This window comes from Rhizobium grahamii CCGE 502 (genome assembly GCF_000298315.2).
Taxonomy (GTDB): Bacteria; Pseudomonadota; Alphaproteobacteria; order Rhizobiales; family Rhizobiaceae; genus Rhizobium; species Rhizobium grahamii.
Window position 1 is genome coordinate 13,439 of sequence record NZ_AEYE02000036.1, and the last position, 26,134, is coordinate 39,572.

Sequence of the window (26,134 nt, forward strand, 5' to 3'; positions counted from 1 at the left end):
CCGCCAAGTCCAAGCAGACATAGACCCAAAGGCAGTACTCGAACCTGCGTTGCTACCTCGGACAAAGTCACCAACTCAAATCGCGGCGGACGATCCGCCGCCTCACGCAAGCCATCATAGGGCATAACGCGATGCTCAGGATATCAAACCGACGGACTATTGGACCACGTCAAAGGGCCAGAAGGAATTCGATGAGCTGTTGCCTAAAGGCTTGGAGCAGAAAACGATCGAATACACCTGCATTTTTGAAGGCGTCGTAATCACTTTGATAAATCGCTCTTCGAAGCCACGCTCCAAGCCAATTTGATCTTGGGCAGCGCGAAATGGAACACGCGGTAATTAACGTCGAGTGAAGCGTACGGGGAAATTGAGAACCGCAGAGGTTTTGACTGGCTTTTGCGCGGGGCCATGACACGCTGGTCCTTGGTTAGCCCTTCGTTCTCAAGGTAGCATCGATCATCTAGCTGGACTTGGCTTCCAGGCCGCGTCGCCTATCTGCTTTGCGAGAATAAACAGACGGGAGCCGCCACGTGAGCCGTGTCTTCATCACCGGATCGACCGATGGCCTAGGACTTGCAGCGGCACGACAACTCATCGCAAATGGCCATGAAGTGGTGCTACACGCTCGATCTTCTGAACGCGCACAGGCAATCAGTGGACTCGCTCCAAAGTCTCTTGGTGTTGTAGTGGGCGACCTCTCGAGCGGTGCCGAAACCCGGTCGGTTGCCGATCAGGTCAACACGATTGGCCGAATGGACGCCGTGATTCACAATGCGGGGATCTATTCCGAGCCGGCCCGCGGCGACACCCCCGAAGGACATCCGAAAATCCTAGCGGTGAATACACTCGCGCCGTACATCTTGACGGCGTTGATCGAGCGGCCGAAACGCCTCGTCTACCTCAGCAGCGGGATGCATCAAAGCGGCGGCGGCGAACTTGACGACATCGACTGGAGACGCCGGCAATGGAACACTAACCGCGCCTATTCCGAGAGCAAGCTTCATGTCGCTGCGCTTGCTGCTACTGTCGCACGCTACTGGCCAAAAGTGTCTAGCAACGCCGTTGATCCCGGCTGGGTGCCCACTAAGATGGGCGGTGCCGGTGCCCCCGACGATCTTCATCAAGGCTATCAGACACAGGTATGGCTGGCCACGAGCAGCGATGAAGGTGCTGACAGCAGCGGCGGCTACTGGTACCATGGGGAACAGCGGAAGCCCGCTGCGGAAGTCACAGATTCGGACTATCAAAACACACTTGTGCAAACACTGGGACGCTTGACCGGGATCAAACTTTTCTGAATTAAAAAAGGGTGGCATCGCGCCTCCGATGGGGAGAAGGTCGCCCGCAGTGGTTGCCGCCGGCAGCCCACGGGACGTTCTCCGCACAGGCGAAAAATGAGTTGTCGACGCTATTTGCAATTTAAAATTTGGGTGGCCGTACAGGTTCGTCGGGTTCAGATTTTCTCGTCCCTGAGAATGGTGGGAACGGGTTCTCTTTCTCGATCATTACCCTTCCCCGTATTCCGCGCGACAATTAGGGAATTTCCGGGAGGTTGACAGCATACTTAGGTTTGGATTGACGCTAGTGCTCCCATAGGTCGATGATTGTGTCCCTTGAACGCAGAAATCGAAGGCGATGCTCGGAACGACTACCTGCATTTGGTTCAGCGGTGCGGGCTTCAATTTGCCGATGGTCCCTCCAGAGCAAAGAAGCATGACATCACATGGAGATGCTTCCGATGCTGATTGCCATCGTAGATGACGACCCAGCGGTTCGTGAATCGCTACTCGATCTTCTCGAGGTGTCTGGATACTCGGCCGTGACATTCGCGTCTGCACGAGATTTCCTGGCCTCACCCCGGATTCCCGAAATGCATTGCGTGCTTCTCGACATCTCTATGCCCGGCATGAGCGGTGTCGAGCTATATAAAGAACTAAACCGCCGACAAATAGTGGTCCCCGTCGTATTCATGACGGGCCACGCGCAGGACGGGCTTATTGATGAAGCGAAGCGGGCGGGGATCTGCTTGTCCAAACCGTTTGTTGGCAATCAACTTCGCGCGGCGATCGAAGTCGCGGTCAAATGAAGAAGGCGCGCGGGACCGTCTTGTTGCAAAAGAGCGCCGCGCCGGGACCGGTGATCTGCCACGATGTTCCAGATCAGAGGATCGTGATGCTGCTTCCACGCTGACGGACCAGCAATTTGCTCGTTAGTTGCTTTGCAGTTTTTCAACCTTGCGAACCAAATCGGCGAGGGAGCGGCTTTGCATTTTGCGCATTACGCTCATCCGATGCAGCTTCACGGTCATCTCACTGATGCCGAGTTGATAAGCTACTTGTTTGTTCATAAGACCACTGGTGACAGCGAACATCACCTCTCGCTCTCGCGGCGTCAGCGTGTCCGCCAGCATACGCACGCGGTTACATTCGGATTCGGATTTTCGGCGTTCGCTGTCGATAAGAATAGCCTGATCCACCGCATCCAGAAGATCCTGCGTGACGAACGGTTTTATAAGAAAGTCGGTGGCCCCGGCTTTCATCGCCCTCACGCTGACCGGAACGTCGGCATGGGCGGTCAGAAAAATGACAGGTATCTTGCTTCCGAGCGAGATGAGTTCGCTTTGGACATCCAGGCCGGTTCCCCCAGGCATTCTAAGGTCAACGACCACGCAACCGGCCGCGGTCGTATCCGCCGTCCGCATAAATTCAGAACCGCTCGAAAAGGCTGAGGCCCGTCTATTTGTTACCAGGAAGAGATCAAGCAGGGCATCGCGCAAATCCTTGTCGTCATCGACGACAAAGACAATAGGCTCGGGGATCGAGTCCGACTTCGATAAATTCTTTTCCATGGACGATCCTCCGTATAGGTCATCGAGTCAAATTGAATGTACAGCCAGTGGCAGGTCGCAAGAGATGTCGACGTACAACCGACAACGATGTCCCTAGCCCTCTAGCGCACCTAATCTAGCAGGACGACAGGCCGAAGTGATGGTAAACCTTGGTTTACCCTGCTCTTGTTGGCAGCAGGAAAAAGATTAGGGCAGAACCGACCCTGCCCCATCGTCGTCCGAGACATCTACATGCTTTATCTCCAAAACAACGGAGCTTGGGGGGCGTGGTCTCTCGTTGGCCACCATGCGAAAGATGCTGAGTGCGCCTTCACGCCGGAAACGTTTGTGGTCGCGGCATAAGTCCAACCTGCCGCCCCGCTGCACCGATGAGAATGCAACACATAACTTCAGATTGCGCATCGCTTTAATTTCGGTACTCGCTCTTCGTACGTGCGAATATGGGCTGCATTTTTTCTTGAAGTGGCGCTAAACTCTAAGGCGCGTGTTCGCAGCTGATCCGGCAATCGATCGATGTGTACACGGCACGCCAGTCAGCGGTACCGATTGCAAGCTGGCCGTCACCGACAACGCGGAGGATCGTATGTCGAGTAGACAAGCACAAGCACGGTCAATTCTTACAAGGCCCCTTGAAACCGATTCAACTCTCGCCGCGCAACTCGCAGACAACGTGCCGACTCATCTATGGTCGGCCGATCCGTCAGGCAGAATGACATACACAAATCGCAGCATGCAAACCTATTTCGGCGGGAGACTAGACCAGCCCATCGCGTACATTCACCCTGACGACCGTAAAGGGGTTGTGGCCATATGGCGACACAGCCTTCGAACTGGGGAGCCGTTCGACAGCGAGCTTCGTTTGCGCCGTAGCGACGGCCAATTCCGACGGTTTCATGTGTCCGGTCGCCCATTTCGAGGAGACCGAAACTATATTGCCGCGTGGCATGGCCAGTCCATTGATATCGAGGACGAGAAGCTCGCCAGAGAAAATCTACTAAACCGGATCATGGAATTATCCATTGTCGTCGACATGGTCCCTAGCAATCTATGGCGGCTGACGCCGGATGGAACGACGACGCTGGTCAATAAACACATGGCGGACTTCCTTGGTCGCGAGATATTGGACGAGAGCACGATGGAGACCGTTATGGACACCATCTTTCATCCGGACGATGCCGCACCCGTCGGAAACGAACTGGGCAGATGTCTCATAACGGGGGACAGCTTCGCCATGAGATACCGGCTTCTGCGGAAGGATGGAATATATCGGTGGATGTCGGGCCGCGCTGAACCGATGCGAGATAAGGACGGACAGATCGTCCAGTGGTTCGGCCTCTGCCACGATATCCACGACCAGGTCCAGGCCGAGGAAAATCTCCGACGGACAGCAGAGAGGTTGGCGCAAGCGACCCAGGCCGCACACTTGGCGGAACTTTCCGCGTCCATAGCCCATGAGGTCAACCAGCCACTGTCCGCTATCGCGACAGATTCCGATGCCTGTACCCGATGGCTTTCCCTGGAGCCCCCGAATGTAGAACGGGCGATTATCGCCGCCGGACGCATCACCACGGCCGCGGTTTCAGCGGGCGAAATCGTCCGACGAATTCGAGCCCTTTTCCAACATATCTCGCAACCACGAACGCTCGAGAACGCAAACCTTCTGATAGACGAGGTCTGCCGCGTCATGGTCGATGAAATCGGCGCGCACGCGGCGCGGATCACGACGGACTTCGACATGGATCCGCCATCAATCGCAATCGATCGTGTCCAAGTCCAACAGGTTCTGGTGAACCTGATCCGTAACGCTCTCCAGTCGATGGACAGGACGGATAAAAACGAGCGGGTGTTACACATCGTATCCTGGCGGGAAGGACACGAGGCGATCCGCATCGAGATTCGAGATTCGGGTAGCGGATTCAGTGACATTACTCGCATTTTCGAGCCATTCTTTACGACGAGAAAAAACGGCATGGGAATGGGACTGTCGATCTGCCGTTCCATCATCGAATCCCATGGTGGCCGGTTCTGGGTGGCCAACAATGAAGGCGGCGGTGCGACGGTGGGCTTCACGCTTCCGATCGAGGCTGAACCGGTTAACAGCATCGCAGGCTGACGCCTATTCGGCGACCCAAGCCCCGGTTCACGACGACATGAGCAGGCCCCAAACGACGGCCGTTAGCGCAACGTTGTAACCCACATTGCGTTCCGCCGGCATCTCCCAACGGGTGGCCGATCGGAGGCCGCCGCACGCTGCTTCGGTCTGTCGCAGCCGCTCGATGGGTGAGCGAGAAGTAGTGGAGGACGGCCGTCTACCATGGTTGGAGAGATCTCGCACCTATACCGGAAGGGAATGTAAATGGACTGACAACCTCGAGGGTTTAAATGCCGGCGGAACAACGCCATCCCATGCCACCTATCCGAAAGAGCAAGGCATCCATTACAGTTCACTCGGCGACCGTGCGTGAGCCGAAATCCTCGACCCAATCGTGACCCGGTCGGTTTCGTAGGCTTCCTTCCATTGTGGAAATTCATGCCAACGCCGACAGCCTCTCGATTGAGAGGATGTATGACCGGGAAGGAGCCGCCGCGTAGTTCATCGAACGAACTCCCCTCGTTGCTCGTCAAGGGATCTTGACCCGTGACTCGGCGCGCTTGCATATATCGAAAATCCTAAGCTGCTATGGATACGAGGTGAGGCATAAGGCCCATTTGCGGACCTTGCGCGCGCCTAGTCGGAGTCATGAATTAGCTCACGCTTTCAGGAGAACGCCCGTGCGACCAGCCATGCTCCGGTTTAGCACGACCATGAGGAGAACCCAGGAAGCGGCCGTCAGCGCAACGACTACGACGGCAAGAAACGTGTATCCTGATGATGCTATCACGGCGCCGCCCAGGAACGGCCCGGCGGCGTATCCCAACAAATAGGCTGATCCAGCAGCCGCCGCCCATCGCCCGCTTCGGTCGATCGCGGCCGCAAGACCGAAGAGATAAGGCAGTGAGAAATACCAGAGGATGGCCGCCAGAACTACAGCGATCACAAAGGCGGTTGAATTTTGCCAGAGACAGAGCATCACAGCCACGACAGCGGAGGTGAAACAGAAGGCCGAGATCGGTAATGCCCTTCCCCACCGCACGTTGAGTGCAGTGGCAGCAGCCGCCCCTGCGAGACCGACGAGCGTGGCGACAGTCAATGTATAACCGACGGCAACCGTGTCGAGCCCTGCCCGCTTTCCCATTGACGTGCTGAAGGCATATAGAGCCGCCGCAACAGCAATATAGAGAAAGATACCGGCTAGAAGCATCGCCCCGATCGTAGAAGACGAGGTCTGGTGTTCCGACCCGACGCTCTTATCTTCGGGAGATCTGTTATTTGGAAGAAGGAGCAATAGCGGTGCAAGCGCGAGGGTGATCCCAGCCAGCAGCGTAAAAATGCCTCGATCAGCATAGGCGGCCGTGATTTCTCCCCCTGCACTGAAGAGCGGAACGCTACCAACCGCCCAAACTACCTGGAAGTAGCCGAAGATCTTTTCCGGATTGTTGGCGCACGACGCGACGATGCTGAGCGACAGAGCATAGAGCGCCCCCTCACCCACTCCGGCAATGGATCGCAAGATGACCAAGGCAGTCCATCCACTTGCGAGTATCGATAGGACTTGAGCCAGGAATGTGAGGGCGACCGCGGCGACACAGATCCGTCGGTACGGAAGTCGAGGCAATAACGGTGCCAGCACTATCGCAGTGATCGCAAGGGTCAGGAGTTCGATCGAGGTTACGAGCCCTGCCTCGCGCTCGGACAATTCTAAGCGGCCGCCCATCAGGCCTGCTACGACGAATGGAGACATCTGAGCAAAAAGCCCCCCGATGACTTGGGCGGAAATCGCACCTATCACCAGCATCCCTCGCCTATGAGAGGCCGTGGGCTTGGCTGAAATACTGCTCATGATGCGTTTGCCCGCACAAATCAGGCGACAATCGGTCTCAAAGGAATGTATCCGTTTGCGTCGAGCGGGTAAATCTTCCCTTGGTTGTGGTTTGCATCTGAAATACCGCTAGACTGCCCCGACGTTCGCTTTCAGCCAGCGAAGCCCGGGGCGTTCTGAACCCCCGCCCGGCGTTGCACAATTGCTGCCGAGCCTCATCTTGAATGACGCCTTGGATCTGAGGAACGTCGATCGTCTGGAGCCCGAGCGAGGAAATCAAAAGGAAGCACCCGATGCTCGGGTGCTCCTGCTTCAACAGCCGAGAAACGCCTTGTTCCAGCTCTGGGTCGCCATTCTCGAATTCAAGCTGCCGCCTGGCTCCGCCGCGCAAACCAGGTCTTGACGTCCAAATTGCCGAGTTTAGCCGTTCCGAGCGGCACCAGGGACTGATCGTCGACGACGGATCCGAAATATCTGGCCTCCTTGTCGACAACTACAGTCCGCTCGTCCTGAACTGCGGAAAGGTAACCTTTCAGGAAGTCGCTCATCGGCTTCTTGTCCGGACCTGCGATCTCGATCGTCTGGTTTGCCGGAGCGCCAGTGGCAGCGTCGGCAACGAAGCCAGCGACGTCATCTGCCGCGATAGGTTGGAATGCGCCAGGCGACACGTGGACTATCATGTCGACGGTTCCGGCGTCGGCAATCCCGCCCAGGAACTCCATGAACTGTGTCGAGCGGACAATGGTGTAGGGAACGCCGCCCTTCTTGACGACGGCCTCCTGAGCAACTTTTCCTGGAAAGTAGCCGTTATCGGGGGAGCGCTCGATGCCGACGATGGAGAGAGCGACGTGATGGCGGATACCCGCCGCCTTCTCGGCTTCAATGAGATTGGAGGTCGACTGCTGGAAGAACGAGAGTACGTCCGCAGGCGCGAACGACGGCGAGTTCGCCAGATCAATTACGACCTCGGCACCCGCCAATGCGCCCGCAAGTCCTTCACCCGTCAGCGTGTTCACCCCTGTCGAGGGGGCGGACTGCAGCACGTCATGTCCCTGGTCTCTCAAGAGAGCGGCAACCTTGGTTCCGATGAGGCCCGTGCCTCCAATAATGACGATTTTCATGAGCTTGATCCTTGTCGATATCTTTCTTGAATCATACTGGAAGAGCAGTGGAAGCACCGGCCAGGTTCCACAGCCCCACATAAACAGTCTCAATCGTCGGGAAATACCAGCTTGGTTTCATTCGTATCGACGACGAAGACTGCCAGCAACTTCGCGGGCTCGGTCTCGCTCGCATTGGCGCTCACCTGGTGGTGGTCTCCCGGAACTTCCATCCAGTTCTCGCCGGTCTTGTAGACCTTTACCTCCCCCCCGTTTATCTGGCTCTTGATTGAACCCTCGATGACGGTGGCATAGATGAAGGCGCTCTTAGGATGCATGTGCGAAGGGTTGTGGCCGCCAGGGCCGTACTCAACGAGTACTCCGCGCATGCTCTTGCCTGGAACGTTCGCAAGCTTTTGGTCGAATACAACGGTGACACTGGCATTGTACGGTTTATCCGCCGCCGCGGCGGGTACCCCGATCATCGCAGCGCATAGCAAGCCAAAGGCGAGCGTTCGCATCGATCTTCTCCTCTTGGATACGATAGTTTACGCGGGGGATCGTATGCAAGGCGGCATGCAGGAGATAGCTATACGAAGGTTAGCGCCATGCTTGCCCCTCACTTCGAGCCCTGCTGGTGCGCCTCGTCGAAAATCCGCACCAGGTCTACGACAGAACGGGCCTCCAGCTTCTTCATAACCCGACCGCGATGCAGTTTGACCATGATCTCGCTTATTCCCATCTCGTGTGCGATCTGCTTGTTCATCAACCCTTTGGAGACGAACCCAAACACTTCCGCTTCACGCGGCGTCAGACTGGCGACGCCGTCTCTGACATGTTGTAGCGCCGCAGACTTGCCACGCTCTTCCGCGTTGCGGTCCAACGCAAGGTTCGTTGCCTTGATGAGACTTTCCGAGCTGAACGGCTTCAAAAGGTAGTCAAACGCGCCGGCCTTCATGGCGCTAACGCTCGTACCAACACTTGCGTTTCCCGTCATGAAGATAATCGGAAGCGGATAGCCCTGATCCGTCAGCTTTGCCTGGAGCTCGAGGCCAGTCATTCCTGGCATCCTGATGTCGAGGAGAATGCAGCCGGGTTGCGTCAGATCGGATTGTTCGAGAAAGTCGAATGCACTTTCGAATGCCCTTGCCCGCTGTCCTACCAAATCGAAGAAGTCTTGAAGCGAAACTCGCAGGCGAGCGTCGTCATCGATGATGTAGACGGTTGCAAGAGGGTGTTTTGAACTGCCGGAGTCAGGCATTTGAGCCTCCCAACTATTGCCTTAAGGGCAATAAGCGCACTGAAGGACGGTCACGTAGCATTCGCGTGCAATCGAGCCGTCGTGTCAATGGGACTTGGCTAAGGTGTTGACGTTCCTGCGCCTGGAACTTCAGCCTATTCGGTTGAGCGATCCAGGAAGAGTCGTACGCGCTGGATCGTGGCGTCCCGGATCTCCTGCATCACCGGGGGTATTCTGCCGAGGATGAGAGGCGTCACCCCTAGTTGCGGAACCCTGGATCAAAAGCAGCACGGCGAGATCGACGACCGCGACGATCGGGTCTTGGATTGGGCCTCTCATGGACGACAATCGAGAACGATACAGATCGGAATAAAACCGATGGCGGCCCATGAAAATTGACCACCAGTGGATCGTCGCTGAAAGGATAATGCGTTGGCTCCTTCGAGGCCTCCCGATTCAGAGCGGACGGGGGAAGGCCCGAGCGTAAGCCAGAACCATGGTCTTTGCCGCGAAAAGCGCGATCTGGACAATGACGATCGGCCGAGACGGCGCTTGCACGTGCCACACGACAATGCCGGCAGTTCCCAAGCCAGCGATTTGCCATTGCAGCAATGGAATTTGCGTGTCCCATTTCAAATCTCGCAACGGAATTCCAACCACCGCATGCCCGCGACTGTCGGCTTCAACAGCCTCGCAAAGAATGTTCCGCCAATTCTACCGATTGGGACCGTCAGCGCCAGCCGCCGAAACGGAGCTTTGCGAGCCCGCGGTATCGTTTGGGGAACGGTCACCGATTGGCTACCGCGCCAGCCATCCTCCATCGACTGGCAAGACGATGCCGTGGACATAGTCGGACGCTGGCGACGCCAGGAAGACGGCCGCTCCGCCGAGCTCGTCTGGATTACCCCAGTGACCAGCTGGAATTCGGGCAAGAATGGCAGCGCTGCGATCGGCATCCTCGCGCAGCGCAGTCGTGTTGTTGGTGACGAAATAGCCCGGGGCAATGGCATTGACGTTGACGCCCCTTGCGGCCCACTCGCAGGCGAGCAGCCTTGTCAATCCGGCAAGACCGCTCTTTGAGGCTGTGTAGGAGGGAATGCGGATGCCGCCCTGGAACGACAACAGGGAGGCAATATTGATGATTTTGCCACTGCCTCTTTCGATCATGTGGCGGGCGGCGGCCTGCGACAGGAAGAAGGCGCTCTTCAGGTTGACGTCCATGACCGCATCCCAGTCGGCTTCCGTGAAGTCGATGGCGTCGGCACGGCGGATGATGCCTGCATTGTTGACGAGGATGTCGAGCCGTCCGAACGTCTTGACCGCCTCGTTGACAATTGCCTTGACCGGCTCGATCGAACCAAGATCGGCGCTGATGGCGTGGAAGCGCGCGCCGGCCTTGCGAACCGCGGCTTCAGTTTCATCCATCGCCGAGCGACCGACTGCGACGATCGAAGCTCCGGCTACGGCGAGCGCCACGGCGATCGCCTGGCCAAGGCCGGTATTGGCGCCGGTGACAACAGCCACCCGACCTGACAGGTCAAACATGGTCATCTCATGCTCACTTCAGGAATTCGGCGCGGTGCGGCGTGAAGATATCGATTAACCGGCCCTTTTCCAGCGCCCTGACCCCGTGGACAAGATTGGGTGGAACGATAAAACTTCCACCCTCCTCAAGGCTTTCGGTGCGCCCGTCGATCGTCACCTCGAAACTGCCTTCCGCCACATAGCTTGCCTGGATATGCGGATGCGAATGCTGCGCACCGACCGCCCCCTTTTCAAAGGCAACCTCGACCATCATCATTTCAGGCAGATAGGTCATGATGCGACGGGTCACGCCCGGCTCCGGACTGACCCACGCTGCGCCCTTTGCCGATACGAACAGATCACTTTCCGTCATGGCGCGTCCTCACTTCAGGTCTTCGATGGAAACGAGATCGACATCCGTGTAGTCGACATTGTCGCCAGCCATTGCCCAGATGAACGCATAGTTCGACGTACCGGCGCCGGAATGGATCGACCAGCCCGGCGACAGGATGGCCTCATCGTTCTTGACGATGAGGTGACGCGTCTCCTGAGGCTCGCCCATCAGATGCACGACACGGGCCTTGTCCGGAAGATCGAAATAGAGATAGGCCTCCATGCGTCGGTCGTGCACATGGCAGGGCATGGTGTTCCAAACCGAACCCGCCGCAAGCGTCGTCATCCCAACGACGAGCTGACAGGTCCTGACGCCTTCCGGATGGACGAACTGGAAGATCGAGCGCTCGTTGCTGGTCGCCTGCGCACCGAGATCGACCCGCTTGGCATCGCCGATGCCGATCAGTTTCGAGGGGTGGCGCATATGTGCAGGGGCGCTCAGCAGATAATACTTTGCCGGTTCTTCGGCCGCGACCGAGCGAAAGACCACGTTGCTTCCCATCCCGGCATAGACCATGTCGCGGGGCCCGACCTGAAACTCTTCGCCGTCGACGGTAACGATGCCCGCACCGCCGATGTTGACCGCGATCAGTTCGCGCCGGGCCAGGAGCGCCTCGGTTCCGGCAGGCTTGATCGTTTCCAGTTCCAGTGGCCCTGAAGTCGGCATTGCACCACCGACGATCATCCTGTCGTAGTTGGTGTAGTGGAGCTGAATGCGTCCGGCCACGAACAGCGGCGGCAGCAGGAAATTCTCGCGCAGCTCCGCCGTGTTGAACTTTGCCGCAGTCTTCGGGTCGATCGCAAAGCGATTGGTATAATCAGTGTGGATCATCAGCCACCTCCATCTGTTTTGTTGCTCAGGACGTCAGTGACGCTTCCTATCTGCGGTGCGGTTCCACCAGCTTCTCGAGCATCGAGATCTCGGCCGCTGTAAGATCGGTCAAGGGCGCGCGCACCGGGCCGGTATCAAAGCCCTGAAGGCGCACGCCCGCCTTGACGGCAGACACGGCGTACCCCTTGCGACGGTTGCGTATCTCCATGAACGGGAAGAAGAAGTCACGCAAGATGCGGTTGGTGGTTTCGGTCTTCCCGGCCCTCAGAGCAGTGTAGAACTCCTGCGCCAGAGCCGGCACGAAGTTGAACACCGCTGACGAATAAGTGGTCACGCCTGCGCCGAGATAAGCATCGGCGAAGAGCTCGGCCGTCGGCATGCCGCCGAGATAGGTGAGACGGTCGCCGATGGTTGCGGTGACCTGCCGTACCAACCCGATTTCGCCCGAACCGTCCTTGAAGCCGACCAGATTGGGGCAAACCTCGCAAAGTCTTGCAAGAGTGTCAGCCGAGAGGATGGCGTTGTCGCGATTATAGACCATGACGCCGATGTCGACGGCGTCACAGACTGCCTTCACATGTGCAAAGAGACCGTCCTGGCTGGCATCGATAAGATATTGCGGCAACAGCAGAATGCCGTCGGCGCCCGCCTCTTCGGCCAATCTGGCAATCCTGATGGCCATCTTCGTGCCATATCCGCATCCCGACACGATTGGCGTCGTGCCCGCAGACGCCTTGGCAGCACGCACCACTTCCGGGATTTCGTCCGGCGTCAGTGAAAAAAATTCGCCCGTGCCACCGGCGGCAAACAAAACGCTCGCGCCAAAGCCGGACAGCCAGCCGACATGGTCCTCATAGACAGGCCGATTGAACCGATCGTCGGCGTTAAAGGGGGTGACGGGAAAAGAAAGAAGGCCCGCGCCAAGCGCAGCCTTCAGAGCAAGGGGGTCCAATGCCATGAAAATCCTCCGGACATAGCGAAAGTCGATGGCGGTGAAACTAGCAGAGATATTATGACTGTCAATAACTCATCATACAATAATTGAGACAATCATCCGCGCTTGATGAAATTGCGGTAGCGCTGCTGGCTGCCCTTGAGGTGAAGACGCATTGCCTCACGAGCGGCAGCCTCATCCTGATCGGATATCGCGCGGGCAATTCCCAAATGCTCGGCCTGGATCTGCAGCAGGTACTCTTCCGAGGACCGCTCGGTATCACCCTCGGCCAAAACCCCCCTTGGAATGATCTGCTTGCCAACCAGCTGTAAAAACTCGCGAAATCGTGGATTGCTGGTGGAATCGGCGATCGCCAGGTGGAAAGCCCTGTCCGCTTCGACCGTCGGCCTTTGATCCTGCTTCAGTCGCTCAATCTCGTCATATGCCTCAAGGATTGCCTCTTCCTGCGCTGGCGAACGCCGTATTGCGGCGAGGCCGGCGGCTTCGATTTCGATCGCTGCCCGCAGCTCAAGCATTTCGAGCAATGACGATATCTTGCTGGGATCAGCGGTTCTGAAACCGTCATAAGCGCCGGCCGGAGGCGTCAGAACGAAGACGCCGACGCCGTGGCGCGCTTCGACCAGTCCGTCGGCGCGAAGCGACGCAATCGCCTCGCGGATCACTGTGCGGCTGACCTCGTATTCCTGTGTCAAACCGCCTTCCGTTGGCAGCCGATCGCCAGCCTTCAAGGCGCCTGACACGATCGACTCGCGCAGGCGGCGCGCCACCATCTCTACCAGCGTCTCGCCACTTTTCCGCTGCTCCTGCCCCGACTGTTGAACCACACCGCGCCCCATATTTATCCCCATTCTCCGTCGATCTAGACATCCCGAACTACGCCTGTCTGGTCAAGAGATCGCAAAAACCGATTGACCAGAACGCGTCAGACATATTATGACATTATCGACGCCGTATTACAAGCTAGCATACGGAGCCTTCGGCGAAGGAATGGCCGTGCGCGTCAGCGACCGAAGCGGCCCCGCCGATATAGCGACAAGGCTGCGGATCACACCTTCGACATTTGCATCTTCGACCACCGGTCGGACACAGAAAGAACCTGGAGGAGAACACTTGAAAATCGTCGACATTCACGTGCGCGTCTTTGCGCACACGACCTATCGTCACGCAGACACCGCCGGGCATGCGCATCCTGGGCCTGCTCACAAGGTCAAGCATGCGCTGCTGACGATCGTCGCGGACGATGGCACCGAGGGCTACTGCTTCTCCCCGCCCGAAATTGTCCGCCCGCATGTCCTCGACAAGTTCGTCAAGAAGGTCCTGATCGGTCAAGATCCGTTCGATCGCGAGAGGCTTTGGCAGGAACTCGCCCATTGGCAGCGCGGAAGTGCTGCGCAACTGACCGACCGGACGCTTGCTATCGTCGATTGCGCGCTGTGGGATCTCGCCGGACGCAAGCTTAACATCCCGGTCCACAAGCTGATCGGCGGCTATCGCGACAAGGTGCGGGCCTATGGATCGATCATGTGCGGCGACGAGCTCGAAGGTGGCCTTGCGACGCCGGAGGATTACGGCCGCTTTGCGGAGAAGCTGGTAAAGCGCGGCTACAAGGGTATCAAGCTGCACACCTGGATGCCACCGGTCTCATGGGCACCTGACGTGAAAATGGACCTGAAAGCCTGCGCGGCGGTTCGGGAAGCCGTTGGTTCCGATATCCACCTGATGATCGATGCTTTCCACTGGTATAGCCGCACCGAGGCGCTCGAACTCGGCAAGGGCCTGGAGAAGCTGAGTTTCGACTGGATCGAAGAGCCGATGGACGAGCAAAGCTCGGCCTCCTACGCCTGGCTTGCCGCTAATCTCGATATTCCCGTTCTCGGCCCGGAAAGCGCTGGAGGAAAACACTTCAGCCGCGCCGAGTGGATTACGTCGAATGCCTGCGATATCTTGCGCACAGGCGTGCACGATGTCGGCGGCATCAGCCCTGCGATGAAGTCGATGCACCTCGCAGAGTCCTTCGGCATGTATTGCGAAATCCATGGCAATGGTGCGCCTAACCTGATCATCGCCGCATGCAGCAAGAATGCCAAGTGGTACGAGCGCGGCCTCTTGCATCCGTTCCTCGAATATGACGACGGCTTCGAATATCTGAACGCTCTCGCCGATCCGATGGATGAGGATGGCTACGTCCACCTCTCCGATAAGCCTGGCCTTGGAGAAGACATCAACTTCGCCTTCATTGAGGCAAACCTGATGGCATGAACTTGGAGGGGCTGACAAAGAGATTTCGTCAGCCCCTCAAAACGGTGTCGAGCCAGTTGAGCGCAGCATTCTGTTCGATGACTGGAAACTCATGGCCGCCTTGCCAGGTGGCCATGTTCAGATTTTGTATTCCCTGTGCCGCCGACCAGAGCTCACCCATGCGCGCAAAGGCAGCCTCAACGACAGCGGCTGGGAAATGCCTGTCTTCGCGCCCGTTGAGAAAGTACCCCGGTTTCGGCGCCGCGAGGCCGGCAAAGTCAGGATAGTCCAGCTTGCCCGCGATTTGTGGATGCAGCATGTAAAAGGCAGATTGCCCACGCAGCTGGTTGCCACCCGCCTGCATGAGACCCTCTAATGTGCCCATCCAGCTGATTGCGCAAAAGGCGGCGATGTCGGTAGAAAGAGCGGCGACCTGCCAGGCGCGGTAGCCACCGAAGGAAAATCCGAAACTCGCAACGCGTCTGCGATCGACCTCTGGAAGGTCGGCAAGAAATCGGGCGGCCGCTATATCCTCCATCGCAACGACCGAGGCAAGCGAGACACCGAACTGCATCAGGTTGGCGGCTAGCGCCTGTTGGGCTTCGTACCCGTTGCCGCAACGACTTGACCAGCCGAGCGCATCGACGCTGAGAACGACGTAACCACGCCCCGCCGCCTCCTCTGCGGGAAAGCGCCCTCCATAGAAACGCTTTACCCACACCTGCGCTGCGTCCTGGACAGGATCGCCGAATGGCGGAGGGATCATCTTTTCCTTGCCGATATCGAAGGTTGCGCCGTGATCATGTAACATCAGCAAGGCCGGCGCCGGCGTCTGTCGATATGGCAGGAGAAGAAAGGCCTGTGCCTCCTCGCCATTGGAAAAGCGAAGGCTTAGGCGTTTGCCTTCGTAGGAGGAGCATTGCCACTGCTGCGTCGTTTCAACCCGGTCAACGTGGCATGCGTCGGCATCGATCGATTGCACGATATAGGCCAACGTCGAGGAACGCCACGTCGCAAAATCGGTTGCAGCAGCGCCAAAGCTCAACGGAAAACGTAGCGCGTCGCGTTGCCTTCGCGCGATGGGGGCGAGGTTGTCACGATCGATCGTCACCCTTCACCCCCGCTTCCCCCGGCATGCGAAGCGTTCAGCGATTTCACCCGGCGGAATTTCAAAACGCCTGATCATACTCGACGCTGGCCCGGATCAGTTCCCTTGCATAGGGATCCGACGCCTGTCCCGTCGCCAAAACTGCGCGGTCAAGGATCTCGACGATCTGCCCATGTTGCATGACCGCCAGCCGGTCGCACATATGGTCGACCACCGCGAGGTCATGCGAGACGAACAGATAGGTTAGCCCCTTGCGTGTCCTCAGCTCGGAGAGGAGGTTCAGCACTTCGGCCTGAACGGAGACATCAAGGGCCGAAGTCGGCTCGTCCAGAAGCAGGACGGAAGGATCGAGGATGAGCGCGCGCGCGATGGCAACGCGCTGCCGTTGCCCCCCGGAGAGTTCATGCGGATAGCGCTGGAGAAAGGCTGAGGTGAGCCCGACGTCGATCAGCGCCTGTTCCATGCGCTCTTGATGGCGATCCATGCGCTGGATACGCAACGGCTCCTGCAGCGCGGTTCGGATCGACTGACGGGGATGAAGCGATCCGTACGGGTCCTGGAAAACCATCTGGACGGTGCGGCAGTATTCGTCCAGAGGCGTGTCGCGGACGTCCTTGCCGTTGATGGCAATCCTGCCATCCCATGCGTTCAGCAAGCGGGCGACACACCGCAGGACTGTCGATTTACCCGATCCCGACTCGCCGACAAGGCCAAAGGACTCGCCCTTGGCGACGCTGAAGGTCACACCGCCGAGAATGCGTTTAATGTGCACGCCAAGGCCGAGGGAAATGGAAAGATCCTTTATCTCGATCGCGGTCATGGCGCACCCTCCACCGTTGCGACATTGGTTGTCTGGACGCGGCTCAAGACAGGCAGCGGGCGGCGGTCACCGCCGATGTGGGGCTGCGCTGCCAGTAATCCACGCGTGTAGGGATGCTCGGCGTTCTTCAGATCGCGCGCCTCCCTTTCCTCGACAAACTCGCCCGATCGCATAACAAGGACGCGGTCGCAGAAGTTACGCACGAGGTTGAGGTCGTGGCTGATCATGATCAGCCCGATGCCCTTGCTGATCACCAGGTCGTTGAGGATCTTCAACACCTGCATTCGTACCGTGACGTCGAGCGCCGACGTTGGCTCATCCGCGATGATGAGCTCAGGCTCGGGGATCAACATCATCGCGATCATGATCCGCTGCCCCATTCCGCCCGAGACCTCGTGCGGATAGAGGCCGAACACCCGCTCCGGATCGCGGATCTGCACCGCCTCCAGCATTTCAAGCGTGCGTTGTTTGGCCGCGCTCCGTGAAGCGCCGTTGTGTATGCGATAGGCTTCCGCAACCTGATCGCCGACCCGGTGGACTGGATTGAGAGAAAATTTCGGATCTTGCAAGATCATCGACATGCGACGTCCGCGAACCTGCAGCATCTCTTTCTCGCGGCAGGCCAGCAGATCGGTTTCACCGAACTGCATCCGCTCGGCCGCAATCTTGGCCGTCGGAAGAAGCTTCAGCAGCGCCCGACCGATGGTCGATTTTCCCGATCCGGATTCGCCAACGATACCGAGGCGCTCCTGACCGAGCGAGAACGAGATTCCCTTGACAACCGGGTTGTCGCCTTTGCGACCGCGGTAGCTGACATGCAGATTGCGGACATCGAGGAGATTGGCCATGACGTTCCTCACTTCTGCTTCGGGTCGAGCACGTCGCGAAGACCGTCGCCCAACAGGTTGAAGGCAAGACTGACGAGCAGGATTGCGCCGCCTGGGAACGCAACGAGCCACCAGTTGTCCAGCATGTAGCGCCGACCTGTCGCCATCATCGCACCCCATTCGGGCAAGGGCGGCTGTGCCCCGAGACCGAGGAAGCCGAGGCCGGCAGCAGTAAGGATGACCGTCGCCATGCTCAAGGTAATACGGACGAGCACCGAGGGCAGGCACATGGGCATGATCGACTTTACGATAATGCGCAGCGCCGAGGCCCCTTGCATCCTCGACGCGGCAATATAGTCCGCCCCGCGAAATGTCAGCGTCTCGGCACGCGCCAGACGGGCAATCGGCGGCCACGCGGTGAGCGCAATGGCGACGATCGCGTTTTCGAGTCCCGCGCCCAACGCTGCGACGAAGGCAAGCGCCAGGATCAGGCTCGGGAAAGACAGGAAGATATCGGTAATCCGCATCATCACCGTGTCGCACCAGCCGCCGAAATACCCAGCAGTCGTTCCGACCAGCAATCCGACCGGGCCGACGATGATCGACACGATGAAGATAAATGTCAGGCTTATACGGGATCCATAGACGAGACGGCTATAGACGTCCCTTCCGAGCTCGTCCGTTCCGAACCAATGAAAACTGCTCGGTCGGCTCAGAGCGTTGCCGAGGTCGACGACATTGGGGTCGTGGCTGGCAAGGACGGGAGCAAGAAGAGCCGTGAACAACAGGATTGCGACGACGATGACGCCGAAGGCGGCCGTTGGATTCCTCAGCAACTCGCCGATGATCCCGGCAAGTCGCCTGGCCGCCATGACGACAGGTCCGTTGCGGCGCTCGGTCACAACAAGATTATTCATTTCAAGATGCCCTGATGCCATGTCACCGCGTCCTTGGATCGAAGATCTTGTAAAGTGCGTCTGAGAGCAGGTTCAGCGCGATGAAGATGACGCCCACCAAAAGCACGCAGGTCATGACCGCGTTCATATCGCCGATCAGCATATTGTTGGTGATGTATTGTCCGAAGCCCGGCCAGGAGAACACTGTCTCGATCAGCACTGCACCTTCGAGCAGGCTGCCATATGCCAGGGCAACGATGGTCACGAGCTGAACCCGGATATTGGCAAAGGCATGGTGCCAGATGGTCCGGCTCTTTGACAGGCCCTTGACGCGCGCCGTCGTAACATACTCCTGCCCAAGCTGGTCGAGCATGAAACTGCGCGTCATCCTGGTGATATAGGCCATCGACGAGTAGCCGAGAATGCTTGCGGGCAGGATGAGATGGTTCAGCGCATCACCGAAAACCTCCCAATCGCCAGCGATCGCTGCGTCGATGAGCATGAAGCCTGTAGTCTCCGGCACAAGGCCGATATAGTAATCGGAAAGCCGCCCGCCGCCGCCGACGAGCCCGAGCATGGCGTAGAAAACGATGAGGCCGATCATCCCCGTCCAGAAGATCGGCATGGAATGTCCGATCAGCGTCAGGAAGCGGATGATGTGATCTGCTGGCCGATTGCGATTGATCGCCGCGAAGATGCCGAGAGGTACCCCGAAACCGGCGCCACCGAGAATGGCGAAGGTCGCGAGTTCGATCGTAGCTGGCATGACATGGGCAATGTCGCTGATGACCGGCTGTCCCGTGCGGATAGACACCCCGAAGTCGCCGCGCACCACATCCCCGACATAGCGGATGAACTGTGTGTAAAGCGGCAGATTGACGCCCAGCCGTTCCGCGACCATCTCATAGGTGGCGCGATCCGCCTCTTCCCCGACGATTGCTCTGACCGGATCCACCGGCATCAGACGACCGATGCAGAACGTCAGGATTAGGAGACCGACCAGGGTGACCATAATGGTGCCGGTCTGCCGCGCGATGGCAAAGATGCGATCATGGCTCATTGCTGGATCTTTCATAACCACGGAAAAGTCGATGCGACGGGGGACGCCCGTCGCACCCTCTGGCGGATCAGCGGCCCTTGGTGACCGTGCGCAATTGCGTCGACCAGGACGGGTTCAGCGCAAGCCCTTTGATGTCGGCGCGCACGCCTACGGTGTCCACGACCTCGGAGAACGGCTGGATTGCCGGCACGACATCGGCATAATATTTCTGGATGTCGCCGTAGAGCTTGGTCTGAATGGTCTTGTCCCCTTCGACCTGCGCAGCATCGATCATGCTGTTCAGTTTTTCGTCGAAGAACGAGGTGCGCCAGCCCTGGAAGTTCGTCAGTTTTGCCTCGTCCGAATTGTTTGGATTATAAGCGATCGCGCGCAGGTTGGAGTCAGGGTGCGGCAACTGACCGCCGCCGCCGCGACCAACGAGAAGCTCGAAATTCCGCTCGCGCATCGCGCCGTAGATCTGGTCGCCCGATCCGGTAATGACTTCGGCGCGAATGCCAGCTTGAGCAAGTGTTGCCTGCAGCGCGGTTGCAAGGTTCAGGAACGGCGCATCCGAAATACCGCGGAGCGTCGTCGAGAAGCCATCCGGATAGCCCGCTTCGGCCAGCAATGTCTTTGCCTTCGTTACATCGAGCTTGTAGCCCGCATTAGGCGCCGCACCGAAGATGCCACTCGCAATCGGCCGATCACGAAGCTTGCCGAAATACGGCAGAACCGTCTTGTCGAGACCCTCGTAGTCGATCAAGTAACGAAGCGCCTCACGAACCTTCGGGTTCTTGAACTTCTCGTCCTTCATCGACACGGCAAGGTAATAGAAGCCACTGCCACCGATCGTTTCTATCCTGACGTCCTTGTTGGACTCCAGGGACTTGAGATCGGCGGCCGACATCGAGAAGGCAATGTCAATATCGCCCTTCTCCAGCATCAGCCGCTGGCTCTGAGATTCTGCCAGATGGCGCATGATGATGCGACGCATCGCGGGCTTGTCGCCCCAGTAGTTGTCGTTGCGATCAAGAACGACGCGCTCGTTCGAGCGCCATTCGCTAAGCACGAAGGGTCCCGATCCCGCCGAATGTGTCGTCAGCCAGGCAGCACCCTTGTCGCCACTCTTCTCGTTTTCCAGCACGGTCTTGCTGTCGTAGATCGATCCCGGGCCAACGATGCCCAAGGTCATGATGATAAGTTCCGGATCAACCTTCTTGGGAAGCGTGATGACAACGGTTTTAGCGTCAGGAGCGGTAAAGCTCGCGTCGGCCTTGTCGGCGCTGAACCCATGGGTCTTGAGAAACGAGGCCTGCGCCAGGTTCAGCGACATCAACCGCTTCAGCGACCAGACGACGTCCTCGGACGTGACGGGATGACCAGAGGCGAAGGTTGCCCCGTCTCTCAATGTGAACGTAATCTTCGATTTATCATCGCTGACCACCCAGCCTTCCGCGAGCTGAGGTGTGACCTCAGATCTGTTGGCGGGATCTAGTGAAACCAGGTTATCGTATATGTTGGCGAGAACCTGGACCGTTTCCTTGCCGGTGATGGCTGCCGGGTCCAACGTCAAGATATTGTTCATCGAAAAGCCGACGACGAGCATGTTCTGCGGCGTTTCCGCGTGAAGCGGTGCGCTCCAGCTTGCTGCTCCGATAACCGCTGCCGCAATCATTGCCTTCAGGTGATACATTTGAAAAACCTCCATTGCCGACTCCCGATCGACTGGTGATACTATCTGTCATAATATCTCATTAGTCAAGTTGTATGATATGGTGTCGACCAAGCGACTGACGCCTTTGGGGCTGTCAGAAATAGGATAGTCACTCCAACTTGCTACCCCCGAGACACGAGACAGCGTCACCCTGACCCGATATCATCAATCAACGAGTTGCGGCCTCTCGCTCGAGCTTTCGCGCATACTGCAGGATCGCGGTTCCGCTCATTGGGAAACGCGCTGCTGTCCCCTGCACGCCCTTCCCGCATCTGCCTGGCTGGAACTTCCCTCGGACCAGCGAAGCGGTATTTGACTTTTTTGGTCTGGAGGAGAACGAACTGCCTTTGGAGGCGACCTCCACTCCGCTATTTGGCGCGATATGCATTGAGCGCTCTCATTCTGAGGCGCGCGTAGATTTTTGTTGTGACGATAAAAAAATCTGGTTTACTGCGCTGGCTTCTTGGCAATGGGGGATACTGCCAATGGTATGGACGCGCAGGGATTTTGTGCTTGGTGGCCTGGCTTCACTTGGAGCTGCGGCAGTTAGCAATCCGACATTCGCTGCTGCGTCATCTTATTTTTCCGGCACCAGCGTCGACAATGCCGTGACGTTTCGAAGCACGAACTTTGCCAGGATCGACAGGAAGTGGCAGCGCCAGGTCGTCAAGTATTTCAGCAGCGAGCCGATCGGCACCGTCGTTGTCGATACCACCCATCATTTTCTCTACCTGATCATGGAGAACAAGACTGCCATCCGCTACGGCGTCGGTGTCGGGCGTGAGGGCTTCAAATGGTATGGCCGCGCCACGATCGACCAGAAAGCACTCTGGCCGCGTTGGACGCCGCCACCGGAGATGCGTCAGCGCCACCCGGAGCTGCCGGAATCGGTCGATGGAGGCTCACCGAAGAACCCTCTTGGTCCGCGCGCTATGTATCTGCTTCGCGACGGCGTCGATACCGGCTATCGCTTCCACGGCACTCTGGAGCCGGGCAGCATCGGCAAGGATGCCTCCAGCGGCTGCATCCGCATGTTCAACGAAGATGCGATCGATCTCTATCAGCGTTGCCCCATCGGCACCGCGGTACAAGTCCTGCCGCACATTGCCGACCAGGCTGAAAGTGCCGCGAAGATCAGCCAGGCCAACCCGGTCGAATGAGGAAAATCCCCCTGATGTCTGCTTTAACCGGATATTCGAGGCTGCTTGTCTCTGCGGCCATCCTCCTGACGCTTGCCGCCTGCAGCACCACCGATATCGCCGAGATCGAGGAACCCACGGTGGCGCCGATGACCGGGCAAACCAACGATCCAGCGCCCGGCTTCGAGAATGTCAAAGCTGGGAGTGAAGAAGACTTTATCTTGAACATCGGCCGACGGACCTACTTCACGCAGGACTCCGCCACGCTTGATCCCGTGGCCAAGGCAACGCTGGACAAGCAAGCCACCTGGCTCAACAGCAACCCGCAGTGGCTGGTCAAGCTACAGGGGTTTGCAGACGATTCCGGCTCCGGTTCAGCGATGACGACGCTGTCGCAGAGACGCGCCGATGCGGTAATGGCCTATCTCGTCTCGAGGGGTGTCGACGTCAGTCGCGTATGGGCCAAGGGTTACGGCAATGACCGTGAGGTTCGCGACTGCACGAGCCGCTCCTGCAAGGTGCAGAACCGGCGCGTCGTCACCAATCTGCGCACTCAGCATGACTCCGTCTGATGACAGGACGCGCCACGACCGATACCTTGGTTCAACAGCATAACGTCATGTGCAGGTTGTGATCCCTGAGGAAATCGGCAACAGCGAGGAGTTCGCGCAGCGCCGCGCTAGCGTCCCCGCCGCACGCAGCAACTGGCAAATTACGCGCTACCTGCTGACGCGCAGGTTCGATAGCGAGACGCCGATCTCCTTGAACGCGGACTGCAGGGCCGCGCTTGTCGACGAGTTGAAGAAGAACGCGTCCTGGCTGGCGCAGCCTTTCATCAGGTTCTGCGTACTGACTTCCGGGCCGTTGAAGGCGATGGTGTAGATGATCACTCCGGCATTCTTCGTCGCTGTGCAGACCTTGCTAAGCCGGCTGTTGAGCTCGGCCACCGCGGACGTCGCATTGCTCGTCCCGAGCTTCTTGTCGGCGAGCCAGCCATAGGCCGTGTAGACCGTGTCCGTCATCGTGTTCTCGCCGTCCGTCATGATGACCGCGGCCTTGCTCATATTATTCGTGTTTTAGTCGAGCGGCAGCTTGTAGGTCGTCATGTCGCCGCCCCACAGCCCGCGCCACTTCGGTGACAGCATCCGCCAGCCCCAGACTGCGCCGAAGTTGATATGGGTGTTGCCGACCGCCTTCATCGAGGCGATGGCCGAAACGACCTTTGCTTTCTCGGGCGTCATGCGGGTCACCGCCGCAGGGCAGTTCTTGTTTGGCCCCAAGGCGGAGCCGAGGCCCTTGGCATAGTTTTTCGTGCCGTCTTTGCTGATGCTGATCCAGTCGTTGTTGCTGCCGTCAGGCCAGTAGTAGGGCGTGGTCGGCTTGTCGGACGGAACGGTGTCAGACATGTCGTCCGCGCGGCTCTGCGCCTCGAAGCAGCCGCCCCACGACGTCGTCGTTCCCCAATCGAGAGCGGCGAGCGATCCGCTCTTCAGCCAGTCCGTATGCGCGTTGCCGCCGTTCACGCTCTGGGAGAACGGCACCATGCCGACATAGAGGTTTTCAGCAACTGTCTGGAGGCCGTAGAGGATTTCGACGAGGGTGTTGGCGGCTGCCTTAAGGGATGTGAGCGGAGCCCCGACCGTCGAGCCGGTATTGTCGAGCACGAGGGCCAATTCAAGACCGCTCGTCGAGCGTTCGATCACGCTTTCCGCGCTCACGCTGATCGTCTGGACGCCCAGGATTTTCATCAAGGTTGCTGGAGCGCTTGCCGTGGCATTGACCGTGAGCGTTTTGTTGTCGCTGCTGATCGTCCATGTAAGGCTCTCGAGCGTCGCCCCGATCTGTCCGTCGTTGAAATTCGCGACGGTGAATTTGCGCAACTGCGTTTCGATCGTCTTCGTGTCGAGCCGCGCCACGGTGGACAGCGCCCCGGCGTCGATGGAGCGCTGCAGGCTGGATTGCAGGAGCATCATCCGCGCCGCGTCGATGCCGAATCCCGTCGCGCCGATAAGCGCGATGCTGACTACGCCGACGAACGGCAGCGCCGCGCCCGTATCGTCCTTGCAGAAGCGGGAGATCGTGGATCGCAGGGTCATTTGATCATCCTTCCGATGGGGCTAGCAGCCTGGAAGCGCTTGTGAGGCTGCCGAGGCGGGGGCGAAAGACCGCGGTCTTGTAGAGTTCGTCGTTGAGACCGGGCACGGCGTTGGCGAAGAGCGGCGAGTACTTGTAAAAGACCTCCGCGACGATCACATCGTCCATCGCGTCGAGCACCAGGCCACCTGGTGGCGTCGCGTCCTTGGTGACCGCGCCGATCCTGCTGGTGCTCGCGTGCCCGCCACCCTTGCACTGCCACGCGACTTTCGGGGTCGCACCGCCGGTCCGGGAGACCGACGACAGGATAACGTAGCCGTTGTCCTTGAAATCCTCGGTGCCCATCACCTGCGAGGAAACCGAGAAGATCGACGTGATGTCAGCCGACGTAACCGCCTCGTAGCGGGAGACCGCGTCGGCGACCGTCGAGGCCATCTGGGAGGCTTGGAAGTGCGACCTGCCGTAGAGACAAATCTCGCTCCGGGCACACAGAAGCACGAGTAGGACCGGCGTGATGATCGCCATCTCAATGCCCGCGACACCGTCGTCCTCGGCGAGGAATTCGTACGACGGTGCCGTCGTTGCCGACGATCTGCTTGAGAAACGGAGTGTGGAAGGTCCACGGATATGTCACCGTGTAGAGGACGAGCTGCGCCGTCCCGCCGTAGCCGTTCGCGCCCTGGTCGACGTCGTATTGCCCGTTTCCGTTGACGTCGGTGTAATTCTCGCCGTCGTCGCGCACCCCGTTGCCGTTCTTGTCCGTGAAGGGCTCCGGCTTCTTCAGGACGTCGAAGCCCTTGTAAGACAGGCTAGTGATGACAAGCTTGTCGACGTCCATCATCACTCCCGCCTGCGATCGGATCTTCGCCTTGACGGTCGCGTCTTGCGTCGACCCGTCGGAGACGAAACCCGTCCGTCCCGTGCGGGCCGCGTCGTAGGTGGCGTTCTTGAGGAGGATGTCGGCCGCGAAGGCGATGCCTGACTCGACGATGGCGAAGGTCATGAAGATCAGCGCCGGCGCTATGATCGTGAATCCGACCGCGGTGGCGCCGTCCCGCGACGCCCTGTATCGTCTCAATCTCCGAAATGTCACCGAACGCCCCAATCGCCAGAATTGTATAAATGTGGCTCGGAAATTCACAAGCGCTAGGGAAATCGCTAAAATGACATGCAATCGCACCCTTTTTGCCATTTCATACTCGTCCCAATGCGCAGAAAGGCCTTTCCTAAAGGCGGTGACAAGGGTTCAGTTTGCTCGCATCGGGGGCAGCGCTTCATTAGTATGGCCAAAATGACCGAGTGGCTCGTGAAGAACGGCAGATGATCACCCAAGGAGGCACCGAATTTGGGCATATGCGGTGACGAGGAGACTAGCGGGCGACGTCGGCCACCGCCCGCAAGGCAACGGCTTCGTCATTCAAACACGTTTGCTCGATGTCGCTCGCTG

At 58.5% G+C, this 26,134-nt stretch carries 26 protein-coding genes; 6 read left to right on the top strand and 20 right to left on the bottom strand.

Going from position 1 to position 26,134, the window contains the following annotated elements; translation table 11 throughout:
- Positions 1-530 precede the first annotated feature (530 nt).
- Both RGCCGE502_RS30290 and RGCCGE502_RS30295 read left to right on the top strand, forming a co-directional pair.
- Complete coding sequence (locus tag RGCCGE502_RS30290) at positions 531-1,298, top strand: SDR family NAD(P)-dependent oxidoreductase (protein ID WP_016558044.1); 768 nt, start codon at positions 531-533, stop codon at positions 1,296-1,298.
- Between the two features lie 440 nt (positions 1,299-1,738).
- Positions 1,739-2,086 (top strand): response regulator transcription factor, encoded by a 348-nt coding sequence (locus RGCCGE502_RS30295; RefSeq protein ID WP_019280411.1) that lies wholly within the window; start codon positions 1,739-1,741, stop codon positions 2,084-2,086.
- Between the two features lie 123 nt (positions 2,087-2,209).
- On the opposite strand, the gene RGCCGE502_RS30300 is transcribed toward RGCCGE502_RS30295, so the two are convergent.
- Complete coding sequence (locus RGCCGE502_RS30300; RefSeq protein ID WP_016558046.1) at positions 2,210-2,848, bottom strand: response regulator transcription factor; 639 nt, start codon at positions 2,846-2,848, stop codon at positions 2,210-2,212.
- Positions 2,849-3,431: 583 nt separating this feature from the next.
- On the opposite strand from RGCCGE502_RS30300, the gene RGCCGE502_RS30305 reads away from it, so the two are divergent.
- The gene (locus RGCCGE502_RS30305) at positions 3,432-4,961 is read left to right on the top strand and encodes a PAS domain-containing sensor histidine kinase (RefSeq protein WP_040676000.1); all 1,530 of its coding nucleotides are present in this window, start codon (positions 3,432-3,434) and stop codon (positions 4,959-4,961) included.
- A 637-nt stretch (positions 4,962-5,598) separates the two neighbouring features.
- Here the strand turns inward: RGCCGE502_RS30305 and RGCCGE502_RS30310 are convergent.
- From RGCCGE502_RS30310 to RGCCGE502_RS30355, 9 genes are all read right to left on the bottom strand, one after another.
- Positions 5,599-6,789, bottom strand: a complete 1,191-nt coding sequence (locus RGCCGE502_RS30310; RefSeq protein WP_019280413.1) for an MFS transporter — start codon at positions 6,787-6,789, stop codon at positions 5,599-5,601.
- Between the two features lie 341 nt (positions 6,790-7,130).
- Complete coding sequence (locus RGCCGE502_RS30320; protein ID WP_016558050.1) at positions 7,131-7,889, bottom strand: SDR family oxidoreductase; 759 nt, start codon at positions 7,887-7,889, stop codon at positions 7,131-7,133.
- 89 nt (positions 7,890-7,978) lie between these two features.
- Positions 7,979-8,389: a cupin domain-containing protein gene (locus RGCCGE502_RS30325; protein WP_016558051.1), complete on the bottom strand. Its 411-nt coding sequence runs from the start codon at positions 8,387-8,389 to the stop codon at positions 7,979-7,981.
- Between the two features lie 98 nt (positions 8,390-8,487).
- Entirely contained in the window at positions 8,488-9,129 is a 642-nt protein-coding gene (locus tag RGCCGE502_RS30330; protein ID WP_016558052.1) for a response regulator transcription factor, read from the bottom strand.
- A 777-nt stretch (positions 9,130-9,906) separates the two neighbouring features.
- A complete protein-coding gene (gene kduD, locus RGCCGE502_RS30335; RefSeq protein WP_016558053.1) occupies positions 9,907-10,659 on the bottom strand; it encodes a 2-dehydro-3-deoxy-D-gluconate 5-dehydrogenase KduD in 753 nt (250 codons plus the stop codon).
- 7 nt (positions 10,660-10,666) lie between these two features.
- Entirely contained in the window at positions 10,667-11,005 is a 339-nt protein-coding gene (locus tag RGCCGE502_RS30340; protein ID WP_016558054.1) for a cupin domain-containing protein, read from the bottom strand.
- 9 nt (positions 11,006-11,014) lie between these two features.
- Positions 11,015-11,857 (bottom strand): 5-dehydro-4-deoxy-D-glucuronate isomerase, encoded by an 843-nt coding sequence (gene kduI, locus RGCCGE502_RS30345; RefSeq protein WP_016558055.1) that lies wholly within the window; start codon positions 11,855-11,857, stop codon positions 11,015-11,017.
- 46 nt (positions 11,858-11,903) lie between these two features.
- Positions 11,904-12,809: a 5-dehydro-4-deoxyglucarate dehydratase gene (kdgD, locus tag RGCCGE502_RS30350; RefSeq protein ID WP_016558056.1), complete on the bottom strand. Its 906-nt coding sequence runs from the start codon at positions 12,807-12,809 to the stop codon at positions 11,904-11,906.
- A 98-nt stretch (positions 12,810-12,907) separates the two neighbouring features.
- On the bottom strand, positions 12,908-13,648 hold the full coding sequence (locus RGCCGE502_RS30355; protein WP_016558057.1) for a FadR/GntR family transcriptional regulator: 741 nt from the start codon (positions 13,646-13,648) through the stop codon (positions 12,908-12,910).
- 274 nt (positions 13,649-13,922) lie between these two features.
- Here RGCCGE502_RS30355 and RGCCGE502_RS30360 point away from each other — a divergent pair, with 274 nt between their 5' ends.
- A complete protein-coding gene (locus RGCCGE502_RS30360; RefSeq protein WP_016558058.1) occupies positions 13,923-15,071 on the top strand; it encodes a mandelate racemase family protein in 1,149 nt (382 codons plus the stop codon).
- Between the two features lie 28 nt (positions 15,072-15,099).
- Here RGCCGE502_RS30360 and RGCCGE502_RS30365 read toward each other — a convergent pair whose 3' ends face one another.
- The 6 genes from RGCCGE502_RS30365 to RGCCGE502_RS30390 all read right to left on the bottom strand — a co-directional run bounded on the left by RGCCGE502_RS30365 (position 15,100) and on the right by RGCCGE502_RS30390 (position 21,433).
- The gene (locus RGCCGE502_RS30365) at positions 15,100-16,161 is read right to left on the bottom strand and encodes a dienelactone hydrolase family protein (RefSeq protein WP_016558059.1); all 1,062 of its coding nucleotides are present in this window, start codon (positions 16,159-16,161) and stop codon (positions 15,100-15,102) included.
- Positions 16,162-16,219: 58 nt separating this feature from the next.
- Entirely contained in the window at positions 16,220-16,978 is a 759-nt protein-coding gene (locus RGCCGE502_RS30370; protein WP_016558060.1) for an ABC transporter ATP-binding protein, read from the bottom strand.
- Complete coding sequence (locus tag RGCCGE502_RS30375) at positions 16,975-17,826, bottom strand: ABC transporter ATP-binding protein (RefSeq protein ID WP_016558061.1); 852 nt, start codon at positions 17,824-17,826, stop codon at positions 16,975-16,977. Before RGCCGE502_RS30375 ends, RGCCGE502_RS30370 begins: the two co-directional genes overlap by 4 nt.
- Positions 17,827-17,834: 8 nt before the next feature.
- The gene (locus RGCCGE502_RS30380; RefSeq protein WP_051158751.1) at positions 17,835-18,677 is read right to left on the bottom strand and encodes an ABC transporter permease; all 843 of its coding nucleotides are present in this window, start codon (positions 18,675-18,677) and stop codon (positions 17,835-17,837) included.
- 67 nt (positions 18,678-18,744) lie between these two features.
- Positions 18,745-19,761, bottom strand: a complete 1,017-nt coding sequence (locus RGCCGE502_RS30385; protein ID WP_016558063.1) for an ABC transporter permease — start codon at positions 19,759-19,761, stop codon at positions 18,745-18,747.
- 67 nt (positions 19,762-19,828) lie between these two features.
- On the bottom strand, positions 19,829-21,433 hold the full coding sequence (locus tag RGCCGE502_RS30390; RefSeq protein WP_016558064.1) for an ABC transporter substrate-binding protein: 1,605 nt from the start codon (positions 21,431-21,433) through the stop codon (positions 19,829-19,831).
- Positions 21,434-21,939: 506 nt separating this feature from the next.
- Here RGCCGE502_RS30390 and RGCCGE502_RS30395 point away from each other — a divergent pair.
- Both RGCCGE502_RS30395 and RGCCGE502_RS30400 read left to right on the top strand, forming a co-directional pair.
- Positions 21,940-22,614 (top strand): L,D-transpeptidase, encoded by a 675-nt coding sequence (locus RGCCGE502_RS30395; protein WP_016558065.1) that lies wholly within the window; start codon positions 21,940-21,942, stop codon positions 22,612-22,614.
- On the top strand, positions 22,611-23,165 hold the full coding sequence (locus tag RGCCGE502_RS30400; RefSeq protein ID WP_040676003.1) for an OmpA family protein: 555 nt from the start codon (positions 22,611-22,613) through the stop codon (positions 23,163-23,165). Before RGCCGE502_RS30395 ends, RGCCGE502_RS30400 begins: the two co-directional genes overlap by 4 nt.
- 147 nt (positions 23,166-23,312) lie before the next feature.
- Here RGCCGE502_RS30400 and RGCCGE502_RS30405 read toward each other — a convergent pair whose 3' ends face one another.
- The 4 genes from RGCCGE502_RS30405 to RGCCGE502_RS30420 are packed head-to-tail and all read right to left on the bottom strand — an operon-like array spanning position 23,313 to position 25,765.
- The gene (locus tag RGCCGE502_RS30405) at positions 23,313-23,657 is read right to left on the bottom strand and encodes a vWA domain-containing protein (RefSeq protein WP_019280418.1); all 345 of its coding nucleotides are present in this window, start codon (positions 23,655-23,657) and stop codon (positions 23,313-23,315) included.
- A 12-nt stretch (positions 23,658-23,669) separates the two neighbouring features.
- Positions 23,670-24,689, bottom strand: coding sequence for a TadE/TadG family type IV pilus assembly protein (locus tag RGCCGE502_RS30410; protein ID WP_019280419.1), 1,020 nt, complete (start codon positions 24,687-24,689; stop codon positions 23,670-23,672).
- A 4-nt stretch (positions 24,690-24,693) separates the two neighbouring features.
- Positions 24,694-25,212, bottom strand: coding sequence for a hypothetical protein (locus tag RGCCGE502_RS30415; RefSeq protein ID WP_016558067.1), 519 nt, complete (start codon positions 25,210-25,212; stop codon positions 24,694-24,696).
- A gap of 1 nt (position 25,213) precedes the next feature.
- Positions 25,214-25,765 carry a TadE/TadG family type IV pilus assembly protein gene (locus RGCCGE502_RS30420; protein ID WP_016558068.1) on the bottom strand — a complete coding sequence of 184 codons (552 nt, stop codon included), beginning with the start codon at positions 25,763-25,765 and terminating at the stop codon, positions 25,214-25,216.
- Positions 25,766-26,134 lie beyond the last annotated feature (369 nt).